This window comes from Streptomyces sp. NPDC093111 (assembly GCF_040683955.1).
GTDB lineage: Bacteria > Actinomycetota > Actinomycetes > Streptomycetales > Streptomycetaceae > Streptomyces.
Map to the genome: position 1 here is coordinate 387995 of NZ_JBFBNW010000002.1, position 22281 is coordinate 410275.

At 72.0% G+C, this 22281-nt stretch carries 18 protein-coding genes; 9 read left to right on the plus strand and 9 right to left on the minus strand.

Features of this window, described 5'->3' with window-relative positions:
- Window positions 1-142: 142 nt before the first annotated feature.
- Both AB0Q96_RS04140 and AB0Q96_RS04145 read right to left on the minus strand, forming a co-directional pair.
- Complete coding sequence (locus tag AB0Q96_RS04140; RefSeq protein ID WP_365321461.1) at window positions 143-3463, minus strand: S8 family serine peptidase; 3321 nt, start codon at window positions 3461-3463, stop codon at window positions 143-145.
- A gap of 199 nt (window positions 3464-3662) precedes the next feature.
- The gene (locus AB0Q96_RS04145) at window positions 3663-4205 is read right to left on the minus strand and encodes a CGNR zinc finger domain-containing protein (RefSeq protein WP_365321462.1); all 543 of its coding nucleotides are present in this window, start codon (window positions 4203-4205) and stop codon (window positions 3663-3665) included.
- A gap of 182 nt (window positions 4206-4387) precedes the next feature.
- On the opposite strand from AB0Q96_RS04145, the gene AB0Q96_RS04150 reads away from it, so the two are divergent.
- The 4 genes from AB0Q96_RS04150 to AB0Q96_RS04165 all read left to right on the plus strand — a co-directional run bounded on the left by AB0Q96_RS04150 (window position 4388) and on the right by AB0Q96_RS04165 (window position 7526).
- Window positions 4388-5278, plus strand: coding sequence for a pyridoxamine 5'-phosphate oxidase family protein (locus AB0Q96_RS04150; RefSeq protein ID WP_365321463.1), 891 nt, complete (start codon window positions 4388-4390; stop codon window positions 5276-5278).
- On the plus strand, window positions 5275-5796 hold the full coding sequence (locus AB0Q96_RS04155) for an HPP family protein (RefSeq protein WP_365321464.1): 522 nt from the start codon (window positions 5275-5277) through the stop codon (window positions 5794-5796). The genes AB0Q96_RS04150 and AB0Q96_RS04155 overlap by 4 nt, the downstream gene beginning before the upstream one ends.
- 19 nt (window positions 5797-5815) lie before the next feature.
- Complete coding sequence (locus AB0Q96_RS04160) at window positions 5816-6283, plus strand: NUDIX domain-containing protein (protein ID WP_365321465.1); 468 nt, start codon at window positions 5816-5818, stop codon at window positions 6281-6283.
- Between the two features lie 109 nt (window positions 6284-6392).
- Complete coding sequence (locus AB0Q96_RS04165; RefSeq protein ID WP_365321466.1) at window positions 6393-7526, plus strand: serine hydrolase domain-containing protein; 1134 nt, start codon at window positions 6393-6395, stop codon at window positions 7524-7526.
- A 46-nt stretch (window positions 7527-7572) separates the two neighbouring features.
- Here AB0Q96_RS04165 and AB0Q96_RS04170 read toward each other — a convergent pair whose 3' ends face one another.
- Together AB0Q96_RS04170 and pepN are read right to left on the minus strand one after the other, a co-directional pair.
- Entirely contained in the window at window positions 7573-8403 is an 831-nt protein-coding gene (locus AB0Q96_RS04170) for a hypothetical protein (RefSeq protein WP_365321467.1), read from the minus strand.
- Window positions 8404-8619: 216 nt separating this feature from the next.
- Window positions 8620-11181, minus strand: coding sequence for an aminopeptidase N (gene pepN / locus AB0Q96_RS04175; protein ID WP_365321468.1), 2562 nt, complete (start codon window positions 11179-11181; stop codon window positions 8620-8622).
- Between the two features lie 156 nt (window positions 11182-11337).
- Here pepN and AB0Q96_RS04180 point away from each other — a divergent pair, with 156 nt between their 5' ends.
- Window positions 11338-11973, plus strand: coding sequence for a DsbA family protein (locus AB0Q96_RS04180; protein WP_365321469.1), 636 nt, complete (start codon window positions 11338-11340; stop codon window positions 11971-11973).
- 124 nt (window positions 11974-12097) lie between these two features.
- Here the strand turns inward: AB0Q96_RS04180 and AB0Q96_RS04185 are convergent, their stop codons facing one another.
- Window positions 12098-12745, minus strand: a complete 648-nt coding sequence (locus AB0Q96_RS04185) for a superoxide dismutase (protein WP_365321470.1) — start codon at window positions 12743-12745, stop codon at window positions 12098-12100.
- A 153-nt stretch (window positions 12746-12898) separates the two neighbouring features.
- On the opposite strand from AB0Q96_RS04185, the gene AB0Q96_RS04190 reads away from it, so the two are divergent.
- Window positions 12899-13795, plus strand: a complete 897-nt coding sequence (locus tag AB0Q96_RS04190; RefSeq protein ID WP_365321471.1) for a hypothetical protein — start codon at window positions 12899-12901, stop codon at window positions 13793-13795.
- Between the two features lie 89 nt (window positions 13796-13884).
- Here the strand turns inward: AB0Q96_RS04190 and AB0Q96_RS04195 are convergent, their stop codons facing one another.
- Entirely contained in the window at window positions 13885-15312 is a 1428-nt protein-coding gene (locus AB0Q96_RS04195) for an amino acid permease (RefSeq protein WP_365321472.1), read from the minus strand.
- A 117-nt stretch (window positions 15313-15429) separates the two neighbouring features.
- The gene (locus AB0Q96_RS04200; protein ID WP_365321473.1) at window positions 15430-16821 is read right to left on the minus strand and encodes an amino acid permease; all 1392 of its coding nucleotides are present in this window, start codon (window positions 16819-16821) and stop codon (window positions 15430-15432) included.
- A gap of 266 nt (window positions 16822-17087) precedes the next feature.
- On the opposite strand from AB0Q96_RS04200, the gene AB0Q96_RS04205 reads away from it, so the two are divergent.
- The gene (locus AB0Q96_RS04205) at window positions 17088-17681 is read left to right on the plus strand and encodes a biotin transporter BioY (protein ID WP_365321474.1); all 594 of its coding nucleotides are present in this window, start codon (window positions 17088-17090) and stop codon (window positions 17679-17681) included.
- Window positions 17682-17757: 76 nt separating this feature from the next.
- Here AB0Q96_RS04205 and AB0Q96_RS04210 read toward each other — a convergent pair whose 3' ends face one another.
- A complete protein-coding gene (locus AB0Q96_RS04210; RefSeq protein ID WP_365321475.1) occupies window positions 17758-19215 on the minus strand; it encodes an amino acid permease in 1458 nt (485 codons plus the stop codon).
- Window positions 19216-19400: 185 nt separating this feature from the next.
- On the opposite strand from AB0Q96_RS04210, the gene AB0Q96_RS04215 reads away from it, so the two are divergent.
- On the plus strand, window positions 19401-19892 hold the full coding sequence (locus AB0Q96_RS04215; protein WP_365321476.1) for a ribose-5-phosphate isomerase: 492 nt from the start codon (window positions 19401-19403) through the stop codon (window positions 19890-19892).
- A gap of 9 nt (window positions 19893-19901) precedes the next feature.
- Window positions 19902-20711: a DNA-formamidopyrimidine glycosylase family protein gene (locus AB0Q96_RS04220; protein ID WP_365321477.1), complete on the plus strand. Its 810-nt coding sequence runs from the start codon at window positions 19902-19904 to the stop codon at window positions 20709-20711.
- A gap of 261 nt (window positions 20712-20972) precedes the next feature.
- Here AB0Q96_RS04220 and AB0Q96_RS04225 read toward each other — a convergent pair whose 3' ends face one another.
- Window positions 20973-22202 carry a GNAT family N-acetyltransferase gene (locus AB0Q96_RS04225; RefSeq protein WP_365321478.1) on the minus strand — a complete coding sequence of 410 codons (1230 nt, stop codon included), beginning with the start codon at window positions 22200-22202 and terminating at the stop codon, window positions 20973-20975.
- Window positions 22203-22281: the final 79 nt, after the last annotated feature.

Consider the following 22281-nt stretch of genomic DNA (forward strand, 5'->3'; position numbering starts at 1 on the left):
GTGCAGGGTGCGCTGCCGGTTCCATCATGCGGGTCTGCGGGCCCGGCTTGTCCAATCGATTGTCCAAGGGACGGGACGGAACCCGAGACGCCGAAGGGGCGGGCGCCGGTTCCGGCGCCCGCCCCCCACGGGTGGTACGTCGTTACGGGACGACGTTCCCGATCACCACGCTGCCGGTGCCGGCGGCGGTGCCGCGGGCGTTCAGCAGGCGGACCTCGCCGAAGAACTGCCGGCCCTCGGGAGCCGCGGCGTTGACCACGACCTCGGCGGCGACCTGGGCGGTCCCGCCGTTGGCCAGCGTGACCGGCTTCGACTCGTCGACCTTCACGGAGCCGAGCGCGGACGAGTAGTACACGTCCTTGTAGTCGTAGCTGGTGCCGCCGGCCGCCTGCACCGAGTAGCCGTCGATGATGACGGTGTAGGTGCCGGGGGCGGGCTTGACCAGGCTGACGGACTCCTCGGAGTCGCCGTCGGCGGACTGGCCGACCTGGGTGTCGCCCAGCTTGACCGTGAGGTCGAGGTCGGCCGACAGGTCGGAGGTGTTGCCGATGGCGATGTCGAGACGCTCGACGCCCTCACCGATGGTGACGGTCTTGATCTGCTGCTCGTGGTGCTGGATGGTCGTCTTCTCGGACTTCTGCGAGCCGAGCGAGCCGCCCTTCAGACGCCCGTCGAGGGCCGCGAACTCGTTCGAGACCTTCCACGACACGGCGGCCGGGGTGCCGATCTTCGCCTCGGGGACCGTCTGCACGGCCGGGTCGAAGGTGGCGCCGAGCACCGAGACGTTCAGCTTGAACGGGTTGTCCAGGTCCGGCGAGGTGCGGCGGGACTCGACGATGATCTCCCACACGCCCGGCAGCGGGTTGGCGTAGGAGCGCAGGTCCGGACGGCAGGTGTTCGCCGGGTTGTAGTGCGGGTAGCACTGGTTCGTCGCGTTGTCCTCAAGGGCGACGCCGTACGGGTGCTGGGTGATGAACCGGGTCTGGCTCTTCTCCTTCAGCCCGCTCAGCGAGACCTCGAGGGTCTTGGCGCCCTTCGGCACGGTCACGAAGTACGACTTGCTGCTGTTGCGCTGCGTCGTGCTGGTGGCCGAGAAGCCGTAGCCCGGGCCGACCAGGTCGTCGGAGACGATCGAGGTCGCGAGGATCTGCTTGTCGACGCCCTCGGTGCGCTCGTCGTCGGCCTCCAGGATGACGCTGTGCACGCCGGCGGAGGTCGGACGGGCCTGGAGCTTGACGGTGACCGGCTTGTTCAGCGGGAGGCGGACCTCGTCGTCGCCGAGGATCCGGAAGGTGCCGTCGTTGTACTTCAGGTCCAGCTCGTGCTCGATCGGCCGGTCCGGGCCGCTCGTGCGCGTGATGGTGACGTCGTAGACCTTCTTCTGGCCGACCTTGAGGCCGCCCTGGCGGTCGTACACACCGGTGCCGGTGTGCGGGGCCGGGAAGATCGCGGTGTCGACCGGGGCCTCGACCTTGTAGTCGTGGGCGGTCGCGCCGTCCTTGATCGACTCCCAGGCGTCCTCGATGTCGATGAGGCCGGCGCCCTGCTCGTGGGCCGCGACACCCGGGATCCGCTTCGCGGTCGAGGTGAGCGCGGTGCGCAGGGTGAGCGGGGAGAGCGCGATCTTCTTCTGCTTGGCCGCGGAGATCAGCAGCGCGCTCGCGCCCGCCGCCTGCGGCGAGGACATCGAGGTGCCGTTGAGCATGCCGTAGCCGGCGGGCAGCGCGTAACCGGACTCGGGAACGCCCGCGCCGGCCTGCCAGGTCGGGATGGTGTTCACGGCCGAGCCGGGGGCGGTGATGGTCGGGGTGAAGCCGCCGTCCTCACGCGGGCCGCGCGAGGAGAAGGGGAACATGGCGTACTTCTTCTCGACGGCGGAGCCGTAGTTCGCGGCCCAGGTCTCCTTGGAGACGGCCGCGCCGACCGACAGGACCTTGTCGGCCAGGCCGGGGTCGCCGATCGTGTTGATGCCGGGGCCCTCGTTGCCGGCCGAGATGACCAGCTGCACGCCGTACGTGTCGATGAGACGCGTGTAGAGGCGGGCGCGGACGTTGTCGCCGTCGTTCTGCAGCGGCAGGCCGCCGATCGACATGTTGACGATGTCGACGCCGCGGTTGGCGACGAGGTCGATCATGCCCTCGGTCAGCGCGGTGTTGGTGCAGCCGCCGGTCCAGGTGCAGGCACGGGCGGAGACGATCTTCGCGCCGGGGGCGGCGCCGTTCATCCTGCCGCCGAAGAGGCCGTTGGCGGCGGTGATGCCGGCGACGTGGGTGCCGTGCGAGGACTCGACGAGACCGACGTTGACGAAGTCGGCCTTCTTGCCGACCCACGTGCCGCCCAGCGGGTCCATCGGCACGTCCTTGCGGATCTGCACGACGAACGGGGTCTTCTCGACGACCTCGGTGGCGGGGTTGTCGGTGCCGAAGTAGCCGATCTGGTTGCCGTCCTTGTACGGCTTCATCGGCTCGTTGTTCGTGAAGTCACCGTCCTGGTCGGTGTCCACGCGCACGGTGCCGGCGACCGGGTCGTACAGCAGACCGAAGCGGTCGGTGGTGTCGCCGTCCCGGTTGATGTCGCCCGCCGGGTCGCCGCCCGCGGTGACCGACTCGCTGAAGCGGCTCCACTGGTACGAGCCCTCGGGGGCCTTCCAGCTCTGGCCGCCGGCGCTGAAGACGGCGCCCGTGACCGGGGTGATCTGGGCGCGCCAGGTGCCGTCGCTCTCGGTGAGCGGGTCGGTGGCGGTGACCCAGTCGACGATCTTGCGCTCGCCGGTGGTGGTCTTCTGCAGGGCCGGGTGGCCGAGGTCGACACCGGAGTCGAGGATGCCGATGGTCACGCCGCGGCCGTCGGCCTTGGGGTGCTCCTTGACGAAGTCCACCGCACCGGTCTCGTGGGACGGGTTGTACGGGTTCTTCGCCGGGGTGTCCTTGCCCGGGGCCGGGTAGGTGCGCGTGACGGTGGTGCCGTCGACGGCGCCCGTGGTGCCGGCGTCCGGGGTCGGGTCGTCCTGCTTGATCTCCGCCTGGAGATCGACGGACTGCACCGAGGACAGCTTGGTGGCGGCCTTGATGGCGGCGTCGGCCTTGGCGGTCGGCAGGGTGGCGCGGACGTAGCCCAGCTTGTCGTCCTGCTTGCCGACCGAGGCGCCGGGGACGGCGTCGAGCTGACCCGCGACCTGCTCGGTGGCGCCGGGGGCGGTGGCGACGAGGACGGTGACGTTGGCCTGACCGGATGCCTCGGCCTCGGAGAGGCGCTGGGCGTCGGTGGCGCCCAGCTTGTCGGCGGGGTCGGCGATCTTCACCGGGGTGGTGCCGGCCGCCGGGTCGTCGGCGGCCAGGACGGGCGCGGCACCGGCCGCGACCAGTGCGGTCACGAGGCCGGCGGCGGCCGCGATGCGGGCCGCTCGCCCGGTCCCGGAGCGGGAGCGCCCGGGTATGGAGCTCTGGGTTTCGGGGGTGGTCATCTACATCCCTGTTTGTGAAAGAAGAGGCTCCGGATTCCGGTACCGGATGACCGCTCAGCCTTTCGCAAATGTGCGGGGTTTGGGGAGAGTTACCGGGTGACGGAATGCGCGCGTGGCACACATCCGCCACTGCGGAAGATGCGCCACGGGGGACGAAGGATGACCAACGGGGACGATATGAATTCCCTGTGAGGGGGGACTAGTTGTCCTTTGTGCGGGCATAGTGGCGCGAGGCCTTGGCCCGGTTGCCGCAGGCGGCCATCGAGCACCAGCGGCGGGTGCCGTTCCGCGAGGTGTCGAAGAAGTGCAGGATGCACGCCTCGTGGGCGCACTTGCGGATGCGTTCCGGATTCGCGCGCAGCAGATCGAGGTAATCGCGGGCGGCGGTCCATCCCGGGCCCCAGGCGGGATCGGCGAATTCCGCTTTCTCGCCCGGTCCTTCGGGGCCGAGCGTGGCCCGGATCCGGCCATGCCCCAGGACCGCGTCGACCCGGGCGGTGGCGTCCGGGTCGCCGGGCCGGTCGACCAGACTCCCGAGGGCGTCCCGCGCGGCCAGGGTGTGCCGCAGGGTGGTGTCGTCGGCGCGGAACCGGGCGTCGAGCCCGTTCGTGCGCAGCCAGACGCCGAGTCCCTCGACGCCGGTGAGCAGGTCCTGCCGGACGCCGTCCGCCATCCAGCGGGTGTTGAGCAGGTCGAGGGAGACGGGCTCGCCGACGAGTGGCCGCGGGTCGGAAACGGTCATGGCGGACGCCCTCCTCGGCGACGAATTCCGGACTAACCCCTCAAGGTTACGTGACTGGTTGCGCGCCGCGCGCTCTAACCTCTAAAGTGATAATCAAAGGTTAGTCCACGGGCGGCCCCGCCCGTGCTCCCGGCACTCCCCGCAGTGAACGACGCGTACGACTCGCACCCGAGGAGGTCCCCATGCGCACCTACCACCCCGGCTCCCTCGCGGTTCAGACCCGTGTCGGCGTCCGCGACCTCGCCGAGCACGTCGGCCGGTCCATCGCGCCCGGCATCCGCCCGGTCGCCGCCGCCTTCCTGGCGGCCCAGCCGATGCTCGTGCTCGGCGCCGCCGCCCCCGACGGCCGGGTCTGGGCGAGCCTGCTCACCGGCCGCCCCGGCTTCGTCCGCGCCACCGGCCCGCACACCGTCTCCGTCGCGGACGGCGTCCCCGCCCACGACCCCCTCGCGGCGGCGGTCACGGAGGCCGGCACCCCCGTCGGCACCCTCGCCCTCGACCCCCGCACCCGCCGCCGGATGCGCCTCAACGGCATCGCGCGCCCCAGCGCCCGCGGGCTGCTCGTCGAGGCGGAGCAGGTCTTCACCAACTGCCCCAAGTACCTCCAGCAGCGCGAGCTGTACGGGAGCGCGCGGGACGCCCTCCCCGGCGCCCCGCGCCACACCCCCTTCCTCACCCCCGCCCAGGAACACCTGATCCGCATCGCCGACACCTTCTTCGTCGCCACCGCGGCCCCCGACGGCGTCGACGCCAGCCACCGCGGCGGCGACCCCGGCTTCGTCGAACTCGTCTCGCCCACCGAACTCCGCTGGGCCGACTACCCCGGCAACGCCATGTTCCTCACCCTCGGCAACCTGGAGGCGGACGGCCGCGCCGGCCTGCTCTTCCTCGACTGGTACACCGGCACCACCCTCCAGCTCTCCGGCGTCGCCCACACCGAGTACGGCCCCGGGGGCCGCGCGGTCCGCTTCCGCCTGGACGCGGTGGCGGAGACCAGGGACGCCAGCCCGCTGCGCTGGTCCGCCCCCGCGTACTCCCCGTCCAACCCGCCCGTCACGAAGGACCGCCCATGACCACCGCCCCGCCCGCCCCCGCCACCCCCGCGGCCCCCGCCCGCGCCGCCGCCCCGGCCCGCCCGAGGCCCCGCGTCCTGCTGGCCTCCACCGCCGTCAGCGTCACCGCGCTGCTCCTGCTCGTCGCCCTCGGCACCGCGCTCCACCAGCCGCTGCTCATCCCGCCGCTGGCCGCGAGCATGGCCCTCGTCGCGGGCGCCCCCGACCTGCCGCTCGCCCAGCCCCGCTCCGTCGTCGGCGGCCAACTCCTCTCCGCCCTCACCGGATTCGCCGTCCTCGCCCTCACCGGCCCGGGCCTGTGGGGCGCCGCCCTCGCCGGCGGCCTCGCCCTCGGCGTGATGTCGGCCGCCCGCACCCCGCACTCCCCGGCCGCGGCGACCGCGGTGATCGTCGCCCTCCAGAACCCGCCGTTCTGGACCTTCCTCGCCCTCCTCGCCCTCGCCACCCTCGTCCTCGTCGCCACCGGCCTCGCGGGCGCCCGGCTCACCGGGCGGCGGTATCCCGCGTACTGGATCTGAAAGCCTCTAACCTCGGCCCATGCAGACCGAGTTGCGAGTGGCGGCCTACGCCGTGTGCGTACGTGACGGGCGGATACTCCTGGCCCGCTGGGTGGACCGGGCCGGGGTGAAGCGGTGGACGCTGCCCGGCGGCGGGGCGGAGCACGGGGAGCTGCCCGTGGAGGCCGTCGTGCGGGAGGTCGAGGAGGAGACGGGGTACCTCGCCGAGGCGACCGCGCTGCTCGGGATCGACTCCATCCGGAGGCAGCGGACCCGGCCGCTCGGCGGGTCCTACGACTGGCAGGGGCTGCGGATCCTCTACGAGGCGCGGGTCACCGGCGGCGAACTGCGGAACGAGCGGGACGGGTCCACCGACCTCGCCGCCTGGCATCCGCTGGAGTCCGTACCCGCGCTCACCCGGGTCGAACTCGTCGACATCGGGCTCCAGCTCTGGCGCGACCGGCCGCCCCTGGGCCACTCGCCGCTGCACGATCCGGCGAACGGCTGAAAACGGCTCAACCGTCCCGGACCCGCTCAACCCCGCACCCGTGCCCCGTGGTCCCCTCCCGTGACCGAAGCAGTACGCAGTCGTACGTACGTCAGGGGAGCCCACCGTCATGTCAGCCGCACGCACCGCCCGTACCGTCCTGGCCGCCGCCCTCGTGGCCGGCCTCGCCACCACCGCGCTCGCCGCGCCCGCCCTCGCCGCCGCGCCGCCGAAGCCCTCGCACGCCGCCACCCAGCAGGCCCTGGGCGCGGCGGTGGCGGCCGGCGTGCCCGGGGCCGTCGCCCAGGCCCGCGACGGCAAGGGCCGCTGGACCGGCACGGCCGGCGAGCGCGCGGGGAACGACCGCTTCCGGGTCGGCTCCATCACCAAGACCTTCACCGCCACCGTCCTGCTCCAGCTCCAGGCCGAGGGCCGGATCGACCTCGACGACCCCGTGGACACGTGGCTGCCCGGCGTCGTCAGCGGCCACGGGCACGACGGCCGGAAGATCAGCGTCCGCCAGCTGCTCAACCACACCAGCGGCATCTACAGCTACACCAGCGACCCCGCCTTCCAGCAGCGCGTCTTCGGGGCCGACTTCCTCCAGCACCGCTACGACACCTGGACCGCCCGGCAGCTCGTCGACGTCGCGATGGCCCACGAGCCGGACTTCGCGCCCGGCACCTCCTGGAACTACTCCAACACCAACTTCGTCCTGGCCGGCATGGTGATCGAGAAGGTCACCGGCCGTCCCTACGCCAAGGCCGTCGAGAACCGGATCGTCAAGCCGCTCAAGCTGCGCGCCACCAGCGTCCCCGGCACCGACTCCCGGATGCCGCGGCCGCACTCCGGCGCCTACTCGAAGCTGTCCCGCGAGACGACCGGACCGACCTACGACGTGACCGCGCTGAACCCGAGCATCGCCGGCGCGGCGGGGGAGATGATCTCCGACTCGAACGACCTGCAGACCTTCTACCGGGCGCTGCTCAAGGGGCGGCTGCTGCCGGCGGCCGAACTGAGGGAGATGACGGACACCGTCCAGGTCTCGCCCGAACTGGGCTACGGCCTCGGGCTCATGCGGCAGAAGCTGAGCTGCGGCAAGGAGGTCTGGGGCCACGGCGGCGGCATCCACGGTTCCAGCTCCGAGGCCGTCGTCACCCGGGACGGAGAGCACTCGCTCGCCGGGAACTTCAACGCCGACTGGACGGGCGACAGCCAGGCGCTCGTCGAGGCCGAGTTCTGCGGGACGGCCCCGAAGAAGTAGTCCCCGCGGCGACGGCCTCGCGGGTACGGGGGTCCGGCAAGGCCGTTCAGCGGGGCAGGACGACGACGTAGGCGGGCGGCTGCCGGTCGGACGCGGCCATCAGCGCCGTCCGCACCACGGCCGCCTGCTGTTCCCCCGCCTCGCGCAGCTTGCGCGGGGTGAGGTGGACGACGGTGATGCCCAGCCGCTCCAGGTGCTCGCGCTTGCGCGTGTACTCGGACCGGAGCGCGTCGTCGTCCTGCCGCGGCGCCCGGGTGTCCAGCTCCACGGCGACCGCCTGGTCCGGCCAGTAGGCGTCCAGGCCGCCGAGGTGCGGGCCGCCCGGCAGCCGCAGGTCCACGTTCCACAGCGGGTCCGGCAGCGCGAACTCGCGCACCATCGCGTACAGCCGGTCCTCGGCGAGCGAGCGCCCCTCGGCGAGGAGCGCGTCCACCGCGTCCACCACGTGCGGCCGGTTGAGCAGCCGGGCGCGGTTCAGCTCGCGGACCACGGCGCCCGGTTCGCAGTGCCCGCCGCTCACCGCTTCGGTGAGCAGCCGGCGTACCGTGCCCGGGTCGGCCAGCGCGGCGACGGCGTCGGCCAGCGCCCGGGGGACCGGGGCGACGGGGAAGCCCTCGATCTCGGCCCACCGCGGCGACTCGGCGGCGCGCACCACCCGGACCTGCGCGGTGGACCGCATCCGTCGGCCGCGCGGTACCAGGACGTCGGTCCGGTTCACCGTCCCGGCCGGCGGGGTGGAGGCGAAGCCGTGCAGGGTGAGCGCGGCGAGCCCGGTGAGCATCGCGCCCTCGCCGGCGAAGCGCAGGGCGTCCCGGAAGCGGTCGCCGCCGCTGCGGGGGAGGGGGGAGAGCGGGGCCTTGGGGGTGTTGTGGTTCATGTCGACGGTCTTCCGCCGGACGGGCCGCCCCTAACCGCTGTTACGAAGCGGTCGCACAATCCGGACAACTCCGCACTAAAGTACGCGCGTTCGAGTGCCGATGAACAACGGCCGCCCCGGCCCCGGCGGCGGACCACCGAGGGCCCCGCCCCCGCCCGCCCGGCACGCCGCGGCCCCCGGCGGACGCACCACCGGGGGCCGCGGGACCGGCCGTCGTTACGCGGCGCGCCCGTCGCACTCCTGCGCCCGCAGCGCGCGGGCCAGGTCGTCACGCGACTCCAGCACGAGCCGGCGCAGCGCCGGGGCGGCCGAGGCGTGCGCGGCGAGCCACGCGTCCGTCGCGGCGAGGGTCTCCGCGCGGTCCTGGAGCGCCGGGAACAGGCCCCGCACCACGTCCATGCCGATCTGGATGGAGCGCTCCGCCCAGATCCGCTCGATCACCGCGAAGTACTTCTCCGCGTACGGGGCGATCAGCTCGCGCTGCGAGGACTGGCCGAAGCCCGAGATGGTGGCCTCCACCAGGGCGTTGGACAGCGTGTCCGACTCGACGACCTGCGCCCAGGCCTGCGCCTTGACCGCGGCGGAGGGCCGGCCGGCCAGGCAGCGCACCTGGTGGCGCTTGCCGGTCGCGGTGTCGTCCCGGGTCAGCTCCTCGCCGATCCGGGTCTCGTCGGCGCGGCCGTGCACGGTGAGCGACTCCAGCAGGCACCAGCGCAGCTCCTGGTCGACGGCGAGCCCGTCGATCACGGCGCCGCCGTCGAGCAGGCCCTCCAGGAGCTGGAGGTCGGCGTCGGAGGAGGCGACCGCGGCGAAGAAGCGCGCCCAGGTCAGCTGGTGCTCGCTGGCCGGCTCGGCCTGCCGCAGCTCGCGCAGACCGCCCTCGGCGAGCAGCCGCCCGCCCTCGGCCCGCCAGTCGTGCGCCGCGTAGTCGGTGACGGCGGTCCGGGCCCAGGCGTGCACCATCTGGAGGACACCGATGTCGGTCTCGCGGCCCGCGAACTCGAGCGCGATGCGGACGAAGTCCCGGGCCGGCATCAGGCCGTCGCGGGTCAGGTTCCACAGCGCGGACCAGCACAGGGCGCGGGCCAGCGGGTCGCTGATGTCGCCGAGGTGCGCGCGCAGGGTGGCGAGCGAGCCCTCGTCGAAGCGGACCTTGCAGTAGGTGAGGTCGTCGTCGTTGACGAGCACCAGGTCCGGCTTCTCGGCACCGGCGAGCTCCGCCACGACGGTGGAGGCGCCGGTGATGTCGGCCTCGGCCCGCGCGTACCGGACGAGCTCCCCGCCGGAGAGGCGGTAGAGGCCCACGGCGGCGCGGTGCGGGCGCGGCTCGTCGCCCTCCTGGAGGACGGCGAGCTCGGTGATCCGGCCCTCGGCGTCGTAGGTGACGGCCGGGGTGAGGGTGTTGACGCCGGAGGTCTGGAGCCAGGACTTGGCCCAGCCCTTCATGTCCCGGCCGGAGGTCTCCTCCAGGACGGTCAGCAGGTCCACGAGGCGCGTGTTGCCGTAGGCGTGGCGCTTGAAGTAGCGGCGCGCGCCCTCCAGGAACGCGTCCCGGCCCGCGTACGCGACGAGCTGCTTCAGGACGGACGCGCCCTTGGCGTAGGTGATGCCGTCGAAGTTCAGCTTGGCGTCCTCCAGGTCACGGATGTCGGCCGTGATCGGGTGGGTGGACGGCAGCTGGTCGGCGCGGTACGCCCAGGCCTTGCGGTTGTTGGCGAAGGTGACCCAGCTGTTGGTGAAGCGGGTCGCCTCGGCCAGCGAGAACGCGCCCATGAAGTCCGCGAAGGACTCCTTCAGCCACAGGTCGTCCCACCACACCATGGTGACCAGGTCGCCGAACCACATGTGGGCCATCTCGTGCAGGATCACGTTGGCCCGGCGCTCGTACGCCGCCTGGGTCACCTTGCCGCGGTAGATGTACTCCTCGCGGAAGGTCACCATGCCCGGGTTCTCCATCGCGCCGAGGTTGTACTCGGGGACGAAGGCCTGGTCGTACTTGCCGAAGGGGTACGGGAAGTCGAAGTTGTCGTGGAAGAAGTCGAGGCCCTGCTTGGTGATCAGGAAGACGTCGTCCACGTCGAAGTGCTTCGCGAGGCCCTTGCGGCACATCGCGCCGAGCGGGATCTCCAGCTCGGTGCCGTCGGCGAACACGCGCGTGTAGCTGTCCGTGACGTAGTGGTACGGGCCGGCCACGACGCAGGTGATGTACGTGGAGATGGACGCCGTCTCGGCGAACCGCCACACGCCGTCGGCGTCCTGCCGTCCGGCCCCGTTGGACCACACGGTCCAGCCCTCGGGCGCGGACACCTCGAAGCGGAACGGCGCCTTGAGGTCCGGCTGCTCGAAGGTGGCGAAGACCCGGCGGGCGTCGGCCGGCTCGTACTGCGTGTAGAGGTAGACCTCGCCGTCCTCGGGGTCGACGAAGCGGTGCATGCCCTCGCTGGTGCGGCTGTAGGCGCACTGGGCGTCGACCACGAGCTCGTTCTCGTCGGCCAGGCCGTCCAGCGCGATCCGGGCCCCGTCGAAGACGACGGCCGGGTCGAGCGCGCGCCCGTTGAGGGTGACCGCGTTCACCGAGGGGGCGATCAGGTCGACGAACGTGGCGTCGCCCGCGCCCGTGCGGCGGAAGCGGAGCGTCGTCACGGAGCGGAAGGTGCGCACGTCCTCCGTGGACTCGCCGACCGCGGACCGCAGGTCGAGGTAGACCTCGTACCCGTCGACGGACAGCAGCTCCGCCCGCTCATGGGCCTCGTCGCGGGACAGGTTCTCACCGGGCACGGTCACTCCTTCGTGGCTCGTTCGAAACAGCACCGATCCTCCCATGTGCAGCTGACCGGGAGCACCACGGGAATGCCCGGTGGGCCGGTGGTGTTGCCGCCAGGCGCACCGCACACCGTTTTCGAGCACACGTTGAGTGACCTTCCGAGGAGAGACATGTCCGAGAGCAGGACCACCGCAGACTTCTTCTTCGACCCGCTGTGCCCGTGGGCCTGGATGACCTCCCGCTGGATGGTGGAGGTCGAGAAGGTGCGCCCGGTCGACGTGCGCTGGAAGGTCATGAGCCTGGCGGTCCTCAACGAGAACCGGCTGGACGAGGTGCCGCCGGAGTACCGCGAGATGCTGGAGACCCAGGCCTGGGGCCCGGTCCGCGTGGTGATCGCCGCCCAGCAGCTGCACGGCGACGAGGTCGTCGGCAAGCTCTACACGGCTCTCGGCACCCGCTTCCACAACAACGGCGAGGGCCCGACCCGCGAGGCGATCGTCGGCGCGCTGACCGATGTCGGCCTGCCGGAGGAGCTGGCGGACTACGCCGGCCGGGACACCTACGACACCGAGCTGCGCGCCTCCCACAAGGAGGGCATAGAGAAGGTCGGCCAGGACGTCGGCACCCCGGTGATCGCGGTCCCCGGCGCGGACGGCGACGAGGTCGCCTTCTTCGGTCCGGTCGTCACCCCGACCCCGCGCGGCGAGGCCGCCGCCCGCCTGTGGGACGGCACGCTGCTGGTGGCGGCGACCCCCGGCTTCTACGAGATCAAGCGCACCCGCACGGCGGCGCCCAGCTTCGAGTAGCCCTCGCGGGCCCGGCCCGGTACGGAAGAACCCCCGCGATTCACGTCATCGCGGGGGTTCTTCTTCATTCCGCCCGCAGGTGAAGGTTGAGAAGACGATCACGAGCAGGACGAACAGGGGGGTGTCAGAACGAGATCAGCGGGACGCTCGCCTTGGCGGCCTGGTAGCGCTTGTTCACGTCCTGCCAGTTGACGACCTGCCACATGGCCTCGATGAAGTCGACCTTCTGGTTCTTGTACTGCAGGTAGAAGGCGTGCTCCCAGGCGTCGAAGACGAGGACCGGGACGGAGCCCTGGCCGACGTTGCCCTGGTGGTCGTAGACCTGCTCGACGATCAGCCGGCCGCTGATCGGCTCGTAGGCGAGGACGCCCCAGCCGGAGCCCTGCGTGGTCGCGGCGGCCTTGGTGAGCTGGGCCTTGAACTTGGCGAAGGAGCCGAAGGACTCGGTGAGCGCGTCGGCGAGCTCGCCGACCCCGTCGGCGGCCAGCGGCTCGCCGCCGCCGTCGCCGGCCTTCGGGCTCGCCATGTTGTTCCAGTAGATGGAGTGCAGGATGTGGCCGGAGAGGTGGAAGGCCAGGCTCTTCTCCAGGCCGTTGATGGCGCCCCAGGCGTCCTTCTCCCGAGCCTCTTCCAGCTGCTCCAGGGTGTCGTTCGCACCCTTGACGTACGCGGCGTGGTGCTTGTCGTGGTGCAGCTCGATGATCTGCGGGTTGATCACCGGCTCCAGGGCCGCGTAGTCGTACGGCAGTTCCGGAAGGGTGTAGATGGCCATGAGCCGAGCCTCTCGCCGACATCTTCTAATTGCAACCTACTTGCAGGTGCAGGCTAACAGCAGATGCGGTCCCGGTTGATCAGCCCTTGGGCCTAGGTCCGGATGGCCCAAACCGTCTTGAAGCGGATGAATGATGATCAATAACCTGCGCGCGTGAATCTCCCACTCAAGCTCGCAGCGATGGCCACGCTCCTGACGCTGCTCGCCGCCGCGCCGGCCGGCGCGGCCGACGACTGGCAGCAGGTCGGCGCCGACTCCCGCACCGGTGTCAGCGGCCTCGCGGCCGAGGCCGGCGGCACCGCCCTGGTCGCGCACGACAACAAGCGCCCCGGGCAGGCCCGGCTGTCCCGGCTCACCTACGCGGACGGCGCCGCCGCCCTCTCCCCGGTCGCCTGGGACGGGGCCTACGCCGAGGACCTCGAAGCCGTCGAGGCGGTCCCCGGGATGCCGGGCGAGTACCTGGCCCTGGCCGGCCGCGGCATCGTCTACCGGCTGCGGGTCGCCGGGGACACGGCGACCGTCGTCGACTACGCGCCGCTGCCGATGATCGGCGAGGGCGCCGACTTCGAGAGCTTCGCCCTCGTGGCCCGCGGTGGGAAACTGGCCGCCCTGTGGGCGGACCGCGGCGACGGTCCGGGCCGCCCCGCGACGCTGTACGCGGCGCCGTTCTCCTTCTCGTCGTGGGGGCAGCCGCTGTTCGGGGCGGTGAGCCGCCGGTCGTACGTCTCGACCTACCCGCCCGGCGACGGCACCCGGCACATCTCCGACATCACGGTGACCCCCTCCGGCCGGATCCTGGTGGGCTCCGCCGCGGACGCCGGCGACGACGGCCCGTTCGACTCCGCGGTGAGCGAGGCCGGCCGGGTGACCGTCTCGGCGGCCGGCTCGGTGCGGGTCACGCTCGCCGCGAGCCCCACCGTGCTCGGCACCTTCCCCGGCTACAAGATCGAGGCGGTCGAGTGCCTGCCCGGCACCGGTGACGCCCTCCTCGGCACCGACGACGAGAACGCGGGCGGCTTCGTGCGCACCGCGCCGTACTGCGGGAACTGACCCCGGACACGGCACCGCGCCCCGCCGGGCGGGAGCTCGACGGGGCGCGGGTGACGGTGTGACGGGATCCGGGTGACCGGGGGTGGTGCTCAGCTCTCCTCGGTGACCGCCGCGCGCTTCTTCTGGAGCGCGTAGCCGCCCGCCGCGAGCAGCAGCGTCAGGGCGCCGGTCGCGTAGAGCTGCACCCGGGTGCCCTCCTCGCGGGCCATCAGGAAGAAGATGCCGGCCATCCCGGCCAGCGCCACCCAGGTCAGCACGGGGAAGCCCCACATCCGCACGACCAGCTTCTCCGGCGCCTCGCGCTCGGTGCGGCGGCGCAGCACCAGCTGGGAGGCGGCGATGAAGAACCAGACGACCAGGATGATCGCGCCGATGGTGTTGATCAGCCAGATGAAGACGTCGTCCGGGCGCCAGTAGCTCAGCAGCACGCAGGCGAAGCCGAAGACGGAGGAGACCAGCACCGCCGGGCGCGGCACCCCGCCGAAGGTGCGGCCGAGCGCCTTCGGGCCCTGGCCGCGGGCGACCAGCGAGCCGGCCATGCGGGAGGCGCCGTAGATGTTGGCGTTCATGGCGGAGAGCAGGGCGATCAGGACGACCACGTTCATGATCTGGCCGGCCGCCGGGATGTCCAGGTGGTCGAGGGTGGCGACGTACGGGCCCTTCTCGACGACCGCCTTGTCGCCCCACGGGACGAGGGTGACGATGACGGCCATGGAGCCGATGTAGAAGAGCGCGATGCGCCACATCGCCGTACGGACGGCCTTGGCGACGCCCTGCACCGGGTGCTCCGACTCGGCCGCGGCGATCGTGACGGTCTCCAGACCGCCGTACGCGAAGACGGAGGCGAGCAGGCCGACGATCAGGCCCTCGGAGCCGTTCGGGAAGAAGCCGCCGTCGCCGGTGAGGTTGGCGGTGCCCGGGGCGTCGCTGCCCGGCAGGACGCCGACGATGGCGAGGACGCCGATGCCGAGGAAGAGGACGATCGCACCGACCTTGAGGGCGGCGAACCAGAACTCGAACTCGCCGAAGTTCTTCACGGCCGCCAGGTTGGTGCCGCAGAACACCAGCATGAACAGCGCCACCCAGGCCCACTCCGGGGTGCCCGGGAGCCAGCCGGTCATGATCTTCGCGGCGCCGATGCCCTCCAGGCCGACGGCCACGCAGAGCAGGAACCAGAAGGCCCAGCCCGCGGTGAAGCCGGCCCAGGGGCCGAAGGCCCGCTCCGCGTGGACCGAGAAGGAGCCGGAGGCCGGGTTCGCCGCCGACATCTCGCCCAGCATGCGCATCACCAGCATGACCAGCACGCCGGAGATCGCGTACGCGAGGACGATCGAGGGACCGGCGGCGGCGATGCCGGCACCGGAGCCGACGAAGAGGCCGGCGCCGATGACACCACCGAGGGCGATCATCGACAGATGGCGCTGCTTGAGGCCGTGGGTGAGGCCCCCGGCGGGGGCGTCCGCGCTGGTGGCGGTGGGTTTACGGTCGGCCGGCGCGGGCGCGGGAGTCCGAGGCATGGGCGGGCCCTGTTCACTAGCTGAGACGGGGAGGGTGGGCCACAGTCTGTGGGCCCGCACCGCTCACAGGGAACCGATGTCCGCTATACGGGCACGACCTTCACACAAGGTGAAGATTCACTTCCGCTTCGTGCGCAGTTCGCGGACCCAGGCCACCACCAGCACCGAAGCCGTCGCCCCGGCCGACCACAGCACCTGCGGCCTGGCCCCGTCGTCGGCCAGCATCAGCACCAGCACCACGCCCATCGCGGCCAGTGCCACCCAGGTCAGCCAGGGGAAGCCCCACATCCGCAGCGTCAGCGTCTCCGGCGCCTCCCGCTCGATCCGGCGCCGCAGCCGCAGCTGCGAGACGGCGATCAGCGCCCACACGAAGAGCAGCACCGCGCCGACCGCGTTGAGCATGTAGAGGAAGACGGAATCCGGCCACTTCAGATTGAGCAGGACGGAGACGAAGCCGAAGGCCACCGAGGCCAGCACCGCCCGCCGCGGCACCCCGCCGGACACCCGCAGCAGCCCCTTCGGCGCCTCCCCGCGCTCGGCCAGCGAGAACACCATCCGCGAGGAGCCGTACAGGTTGGCGTTGAGCGCCGACAGCAGCGCCACGAACACCACCACGTTCATGATCTGCCCGGCCCCCGGCACCCCGATCGAGTCCAGCACCGCCACGTACGGCGACTCGCCCGGCTCCAGCGCGGTCCACGGCAGCAGGGTCACGATCACCAGCATCGAACCCACGTAGAAGAGCAGGATCCGCCACACCGCGCTGCGCACCGCCCGCGCCACGTTGCGCGCCGGGTCGTCGGACTCGGCCGCCGCGATCGTCACGACCTCCAGACCGCCGAAGGCGAAGACCACGGCGAGCACCCCGGAGACCACCCCCGCCCAGCCGTTGGGCAGGAAGCCGCCCTGGCCGGTCAGGTTCGCCAGGCCCACCGGGTCGGTGTCCGGCAGCCAGCCGACGATCGCCAGCGTGCCGAGGACCAGGAAGAGCACGATCGCGCCGACCTTGAGCGCGGCGAACCAGAACTCGAACTCGCCGAAGTTCTTCACCGACGCCAGGTTCGTGGCGGTGAACACCACCATGAAGACCAGCACCCAGCCCCACTGCGGGACCCCCGGCACCCAGCCGTGCGCGATCCGCGCCGCGCCGGTCGCCTCCACGGCGAGCACCACCACCAGCAGGAACCAGTACAGCCAGCCCACCGAGAAGCCCGCCCAGCGGCCCAGCGCCCGCTCCGCGTGCACCGAGAAGGCGCCCGAGGCGGGCATCGCCGCCGACATCTCGCCCAGCATCCGCATGATCAGCATCGCGAGCGCGCCCGCGATCAGGTACGACACGACGATGCCGGGGCCGGCGACCGCGATGCCCGCGCCGGAGCCCACGAACAGCCCCGCGCCGATCACCCCGCCGAGCCCCAGCATCGTCAGGTGACGCTGCTTCAGCGCGTGGGAGAGGGGCTCCGGCGCGGGTGCGAGGGGCTCCGGTCCGGGGGTGGGGACGTCGTGCATGCGGGGGGCTCGCGCTCTGGGAGGGTTTATGGAGACCCCACAGTCTCTCCGTTGGGAGTCCTTTGGCGCAAAAGGGACCTCCGGGTGCGAGTTCCCAGTGACGAGCGTCACGTGGCGCCGGGCATGATCCACCGGGTTTGTTCGATCTCCACGAACGGCCCGCACCCCGGTTTGTGGGCGGCTGACGGTGATCGGTCGTTCACCGCTGGCATACGGTCGAGCCTGTCCCCGCTGTCCCCCTGTCGTCTCACCCCCGCGGAGTACCGATGAGCACCGCCGTCGCCCCCGTTCGTTCCCTCCGCTCCGGAACGGTCCTCGCCGACCTGATCCCGGCCAGCCGTGCCCGCGACATCGCGCTGGTCGTCGGCGGTGCCGCGCTGACCGGCCTGGCCGCCCAGCTCACCGTCCCGGTGCCCGGCTCCCCGGTCCCGGTCTCCGGCCAGACCTTCGCCGCCCTGCTCGTCGGCACCGCCCTCGGTGCCCGCCGCGGCTTCCTCTCCCTCGGCGTGTACGCCGTCGCCGGCATGGCGGGCCTGCCCTGGTTCGCCGAGGCGAGCTCCGGCTGGTCGATGCCGTCCTTCGGCTACATCCTCGGCATGCTGCTGGCCGCGACCGTCGTCGGCGCCCTCGCCCGGCGCGGCGCCGACCGCTCGGTGCTGCGGACGGCGGGCACGATGGTGCTGGGCTCCGCGATCATCTACGCCGTCGGCGTGCCGTACCTGGCCCTGGCCACCGGCATGACCTTCGGCCAGGCCGTCGCCGCGGGGCTCGTCCCCTTCCTCGTCGGTGACGCCCTCAAGGCCGCCCTCGCGATGGGCGCGCTGCCGGCCGCGTGGAAGCTGGTCGGCCGCAAGGGCTGACGCCCACCCCGTACGCACGCGAGAGAGGCCCCGCCGGACCGGCGGGGCCTCTCTCGCGTAGCGGTGCGAACGGGGCTCAGACCCGGTCGAGCTCCGGCTTCGCGCGCTTCACGAGCCGCTCCTTGACGAGCCCGATCGCCAGCACGAGCGCGGCCACCAGCAGCGAGAGCACGACCTGCTCCCGGTTGCTGCCGCCGTCGTAGACCATGTAGCCGAGCACGCCGACGATCATGGCGATGGTCGCCCAGGTCAGGTACGGGAAGAGCCACATCCGCACGACCAGCTTGTCGGGCGTCTCGCGCAGGATGATCCCGCGCATCCGCAGCTGGGTCACGCAGATGACCAGCCAGACGAAGAGGGCGACGGCGCCGGAGGAGTTCAGCAGGAAGGCGAAGACGGTGTCGGGCCACTTGTAGTTGAAGAAGACCGCGACGAAGCCGAAGACCACCGAGGAGAGGATCGCCACCTGCGGCACGCCCCGCTTGTTGGTCCTGGCGAAGGACCGCGGCGCGTCACCGCGCTGGCCGAGCGAGAAGGCCATCCGGGAGGCCGTGTAGAGGCCCGAGTTCAGGCAGGACAGGACGGCGGTCAGGACGATCACGTTCATGACCTGGCCGGCGTGCGGGATGCCGATGGAGTCGAGGGCGGCGACGTACGAGCCCTTCTCGACGATCGACTTGTCGTTCCACGGCAGCAGGGTGAGCACGACGAAGATCGAGCCCAGGTAGAAGACGCCGATCCGCCAGATCACGCTGTTGGTGGCCTTGGTGACGGCCCGCTGCGGGTCCTCCGACTCGCCGGCGGCCAGGGTGACGATCTCGCTGCCCATGAAGGAGAAGACGACCATCAGCACACCGGTGAGCACGGCGCCCGCGCCCATCGGGAAGAAGCCGCCGGTGTCGGTGAGGTGCGCGAAGCCCGCGCCCGGGTTGTCCGAGCCCGGCAGCACGCCGAAGACGGCGAGCAGGCCGACCACGACGAAGGCGCCGATGGCGACGACCTTGATGCCCGCGAACCAGAACTCGAACTCTCCGTACGAGGCGACGGAGGCCAGGTTCGTGGCGGTGAGCACCACCATCACGATGAGCGCCCAGCCCCACTGCGGGACGGCCGGGATCCAGCCCTCCAGGATCTTGGCGCCGGCGGTCGCCTCGACCGCGAGCACGACCACCCAGAAGAACCAGTACAGCCAGCCGATGGTGAATCCGGCCCAGCGGCCGAGCGCCCGGTCCGCGTAGGCGGAGAAGGAGCCGGAGGAGGGGCGGGCGGCGGCCATCTCGCCCAGCATCCGCATCACGAACACGACCATCGCGCCGACCAGCGCGTACGACAGGAGGATGGCGGGGCCGGCGGCGGCGATGCCGGAGCCGGAGCCGACGAAGAGGCCGGCGCCGATCACGCCACCGATGGCGATCATCGAGAGGTGGCGGTTCTTGAGGCCGGCCTTGAGACCGTTGGAACCGTCGGACTGCTGGGAATCACCGGTGGATCCGGTGTCCTCGCCTTCCTTCGCCAGGGTCGGTTGCGTGTTCATGAACGCTTCCTTCGGTGTGGGGGGTCTGCTCGGGTCGCGAGCTGGAGACATGTAACCCGGAGACCGGTGAGTACGGAAGGGCTGACTCCGGATCGTGATTCAGGACATAAGGTCCGGACCAGACGGGACCAAGGTCCCGACCCCGCTGACCGCTACCCCGTCCCCGCCGTGCCACACTCGGGACCATGCGCGTCTACCTCGGCTCCGACCATGCCGGTTACGAACTCAAGAACCACCTCGTCGAGTGGCTGAAGGCCCACGGCCACGAGCCCGTCGACTGTGGTCCCCACATCTACGACGCCCTCGACGACTACCCGCCGTTCTGCCTGCGCGCCGCCGAGCGGACGGCCGCGGACGAGGACAGCCTGGGCATCGTGATCGGCGGCTCCGGCAACGGCGAGCAGATCGCCGCCAACAAGGTCAAGGGAGTGCGCGCCGCCCTCGCCTGGAGCGAGCAGACCGCCGCCCTCGGCCGCGAGCACAACAACGCCAACGTGGTCTCCATCGGCGGCCGGATGCACACCCAGGAAGAGGCGACCAAGTTCGTCGAGATCTTCCTCTCCACCCCGTACTCGGGCGACGAGCGCCACACCCGCCGCATCGACATGCTCTCCCGCTACGAGGAGACCGGCGAGCTCCCGGCGATCCCGGCGCACCACCCGCAGAACGAGGCCTGATCAGCGCCCATGCCTGAAGGGCACACGATCCACCGGCTGGCCGCCGACTACCGGGAACGGTTCGGCGGCCGGCCCGTGCGTGCCTCCAGCCCGCAGGGCAAGTTCGCCGACTCGGCGGCCCTGCTCGACGGCGCGGTCCTCACCGGCACCGAGGCCCACGGCAAGCACCTCTTCCTCGGCTTCCCGGGCGAGGAGTGGGTCCACATCCACCTGGGCCTCTTCGGCAAGGTCACCTTCGGGGACGCGCCCGCGCCGCCGCCCACCGACACCGTCCGGCTGCGCCTGGCCGGCCGGGAGGCGTACGTCGACCTGCGCGGCCCGACCACCTGCGCGCTGATCACCGACGCCGAGAAGACGGCGATACACGAGCGGCTCGGCCCCGACCCGCTGCGCCCGGCCGATGACCCCGGCAGGGCCTGGCGCCGGATCGCGAAGTCCCGCACCACGATCGCCGCCCTGCTCATGGACCAGAAGATCATCGCGGGCGTCGGCAACGTCTACCGGGCCGAGGTCCTCTTCCGCCACGGCATCGACCCGTACCGCGCGGGCAAGGACCTGACCGCGGGGGAGTGGACCGCGATCTGGGACGACCTGGTCCTCCTCATGCGCGAGGGCGTCCGCCTCAACCGCATCGACACGGTCCGCCCCGAGCACACCCCCGAGGCCATGGGCCGTCCGCCCCGCGTCGACGACCACGGCGGCGAGGTCTACGTCTACCGCCGCGCGAACCTCCCGTGCCACATCTGCCACACGGAGATCCGCACGGCGGACCTGGCGAACCGCAACCTCTTCTGGTGCCCGCGCTGCCAGTCCCACTGACGCACGCGCCCGGCACCGCGAGCCGGGCGGGACTTCCGGGCCCGGCCCTGGAACCGTGCGGGGCTTCCGGACCCGGTTTAGAACCCGGGCGGGACTTCCGGACCCGGCCTGGAACCGTGCGGGACTTCCGGACCCGCCCTGGAACCGTGCCGGGGCTTCCGGACCGGGCCTAGAACCCGGGCGGGGCTTCCGGACCGGGCCTAGAACCGGGCGCGACTTCGCAACCCCGCCCAGAACCCGGGCGGGACTTCCCGACCCCGCCTAGAACCCGTGCGGCAGCCACGGCGCCACCGGCGACCCGAACGCCACCGACGCCTCGACCAGCGCCCCCTCGCGCAACTCCCGGACCCGCCCCGCCGCCGCGAGTGACACGAGCGAGTTCCCGCCGAGGTAGGCGGAGCCCAACTCCCTTACGGACAAGGCCAGATCGGCGGCCTCCTCGGTGCGCGCGCACACCGCGCCCTTCGCGTCCCCGGTCAGCCGCCACCGCCCCTCGTTCCACGGGCAGAACGCGTCCTCGACCTCGAACACCACGTCCACCGGCGCCTGGTACGTCCGCGCCTCCAGCGCCGCGCCCACGTCCACCAGCCGTACGTGCAGCCCGTCCCGCAGCGTCGTCTCGCAGCGGCGCACGTCGCTCACCAGGTGCAGCCACGCGTCGTCCGCCGGACGGCTGTGGATCTGCACCCGCGAGGTCAGGTCCACCGAGCACAGGAACCGCCACAGCGCCGCCTCCGCCGCCGGATCCAGCCCCGCCAGCTGGTGCAGGATCACCGACCCGTTGGCCCCGTTGAACGACCACTCGGGCTTGATCGCGTACAGCGCGAACCCCACGACCTCGCCCCCGCGCTCCGCCAGCACGCACAGCCGCGGCGAGGCGCCCTCCCGGTCGCCCGCCGGGTCGATCAGCGCGAGCCGCTCCCAGCCGGGCCGCCGCTCCAGCATCCCGGGCCGGCCGGCGACCAGCCGCGCGTACACCCCCTCGCAGGCGTCCAGCGCCTCCGCCGGGGACGCGAGCCGCAGGCCCACCTCGTCCGTGCCCTCCGGCACCGCGAGCCGCACCCGGGTCGTGTCGATCGTCGCGCGCGCCGAGTACGCCGCGACCGCGTACCCGAACCGCCCGTAGATCTCCGGCTCCGAGGCCGTCAGGACCGCGAGCGGCTCGCCCCACGCCCGTACGTCGTCCAGCTGGCGCCGCATCATCGAGGTGAGGATGCCGCGCCGCCGGTGCGTGCCGGCCACGCTCACCATCGTCACGCCCGCCGCCGGGACCACGGCCCCGCCCGGCACCGCGAGCCGGAAGGTGAACGCCCCCGCCGTACCGACGCAGCGGTCCCCGTCCCACGCGCCGATCGAGCGTTCGTACTCGGTGAGGTCCTGCCAGAGCTTCCGCTCCTCGTCCGCCTCCGGAACCCCGCCGAAGGCGAGCTCCAGCACCCCGTACCAGTCGTCCCACTCGGCCGGGTCGAGAACCCGCAGTTCAGTCGTCATATGCCATCGATATCAGCGCCCCCTCGTCCGACGCGACCCGATTTCGAATGCAATGTCACCTGGGTCCCCCTGCACGAGC

Excerpts from the sequence above, each read along its gene's own strand:
- AB0Q96_RS04215 (WP_365321476.1), top strand. The coding sequence starts at position 19,401 with ATGCGCGTCTACCTCGGCTCCGACCATGCCGGTTACGAACTCAAGAAC.
- AB0Q96_RS04160 (WP_365321465.1), top strand. The coding sequence starts at position 5,816 with ATGCAGACCGAGTTGCGAGTGGCGGCCTACGCCGTGTGCGTACGTGAC.
- AB0Q96_RS04220 (WP_365321477.1), top strand. The coding sequence starts at position 19,902 with ATGCCTGAAGGGCACACGATCCACCGGCTGGCCGCCGACTACCGGGAA.
- AB0Q96_RS04195 (WP_365321472.1), bottom strand. The coding sequence starts at position 15,312 with ATGCCTCGGACTCCCGCGCCCGCGCCGGCCGACCGTAAACCCACCGCC.
- AB0Q96_RS04200 (WP_365321473.1), bottom strand. The coding sequence starts at position 16,821 with ATGCACGACGTCCCCACCCCCGGACCGGAGCCCCTCGCACCCGCGCCG.
- AB0Q96_RS04170 (WP_365321467.1), bottom strand. The coding sequence starts at position 8,403 with ATGAACCACAACACCCCCAAGGCCCCGCTCTCCCCCCTCCCCCGCAGC.
- AB0Q96_RS04210 (WP_365321475.1), bottom strand. The coding sequence starts at position 19,215 with ATGAACACGCAACCGACCCTGGCGAAGGAAGGCGAGGACACCGGATCC.
- AB0Q96_RS04180 (WP_365321469.1), top strand. The coding sequence starts at position 11,338 with ATGTCCGAGAGCAGGACCACCGCAGACTTCTTCTTCGACCCGCTGTGC.
- AB0Q96_RS04225 (WP_365321478.1), bottom strand. The coding sequence starts at position 22,202 with ATGACGACTGAACTGCGGGTTCTCGACCCGGCCGAGTGGGACGACTGG.
- AB0Q96_RS04165 (WP_365321466.1), top strand. The coding sequence starts at position 6,393 with ATGTCAGCCGCACGCACCGCCCGTACCGTCCTGGCCGCCGCCCTCGTG.
- AB0Q96_RS04150 (WP_365321463.1), top strand. The coding sequence starts at position 4,388 with ATGCGCACCTACCACCCCGGCTCCCTCGCGGTTCAGACCCGTGTCGGC.
- AB0Q96_RS04205 (WP_365321474.1), top strand. The coding sequence starts at position 17,088 with ATGAGCACCGCCGTCGCCCCCGTTCGTTCCCTCCGCTCCGGAACGGTC.
- AB0Q96_RS04155 (WP_365321464.1), top strand. The coding sequence starts at position 5,275 with ATGACCACCGCCCCGCCCGCCCCCGCCACCCCCGCGGCCCCCGCCCGC.
- AB0Q96_RS04185 (WP_365321470.1), bottom strand. The coding sequence starts at position 12,745 with ATGGCCATCTACACCCTTCCGGAACTGCCGTACGACTACGCGGCCCTG.
- AB0Q96_RS04140 (WP_365321461.1), bottom strand. The coding sequence starts at position 3,463 with ATGACCACCCCCGAAACCCAGAGCTCCATACCCGGGCGCTCCCGCTCC.
- AB0Q96_RS04145 (WP_365321462.1), bottom strand. The coding sequence starts at position 4,205 with ATGACCGTTTCCGACCCGCGGCCACTCGTCGGCGAGCCCGTCTCCCTC.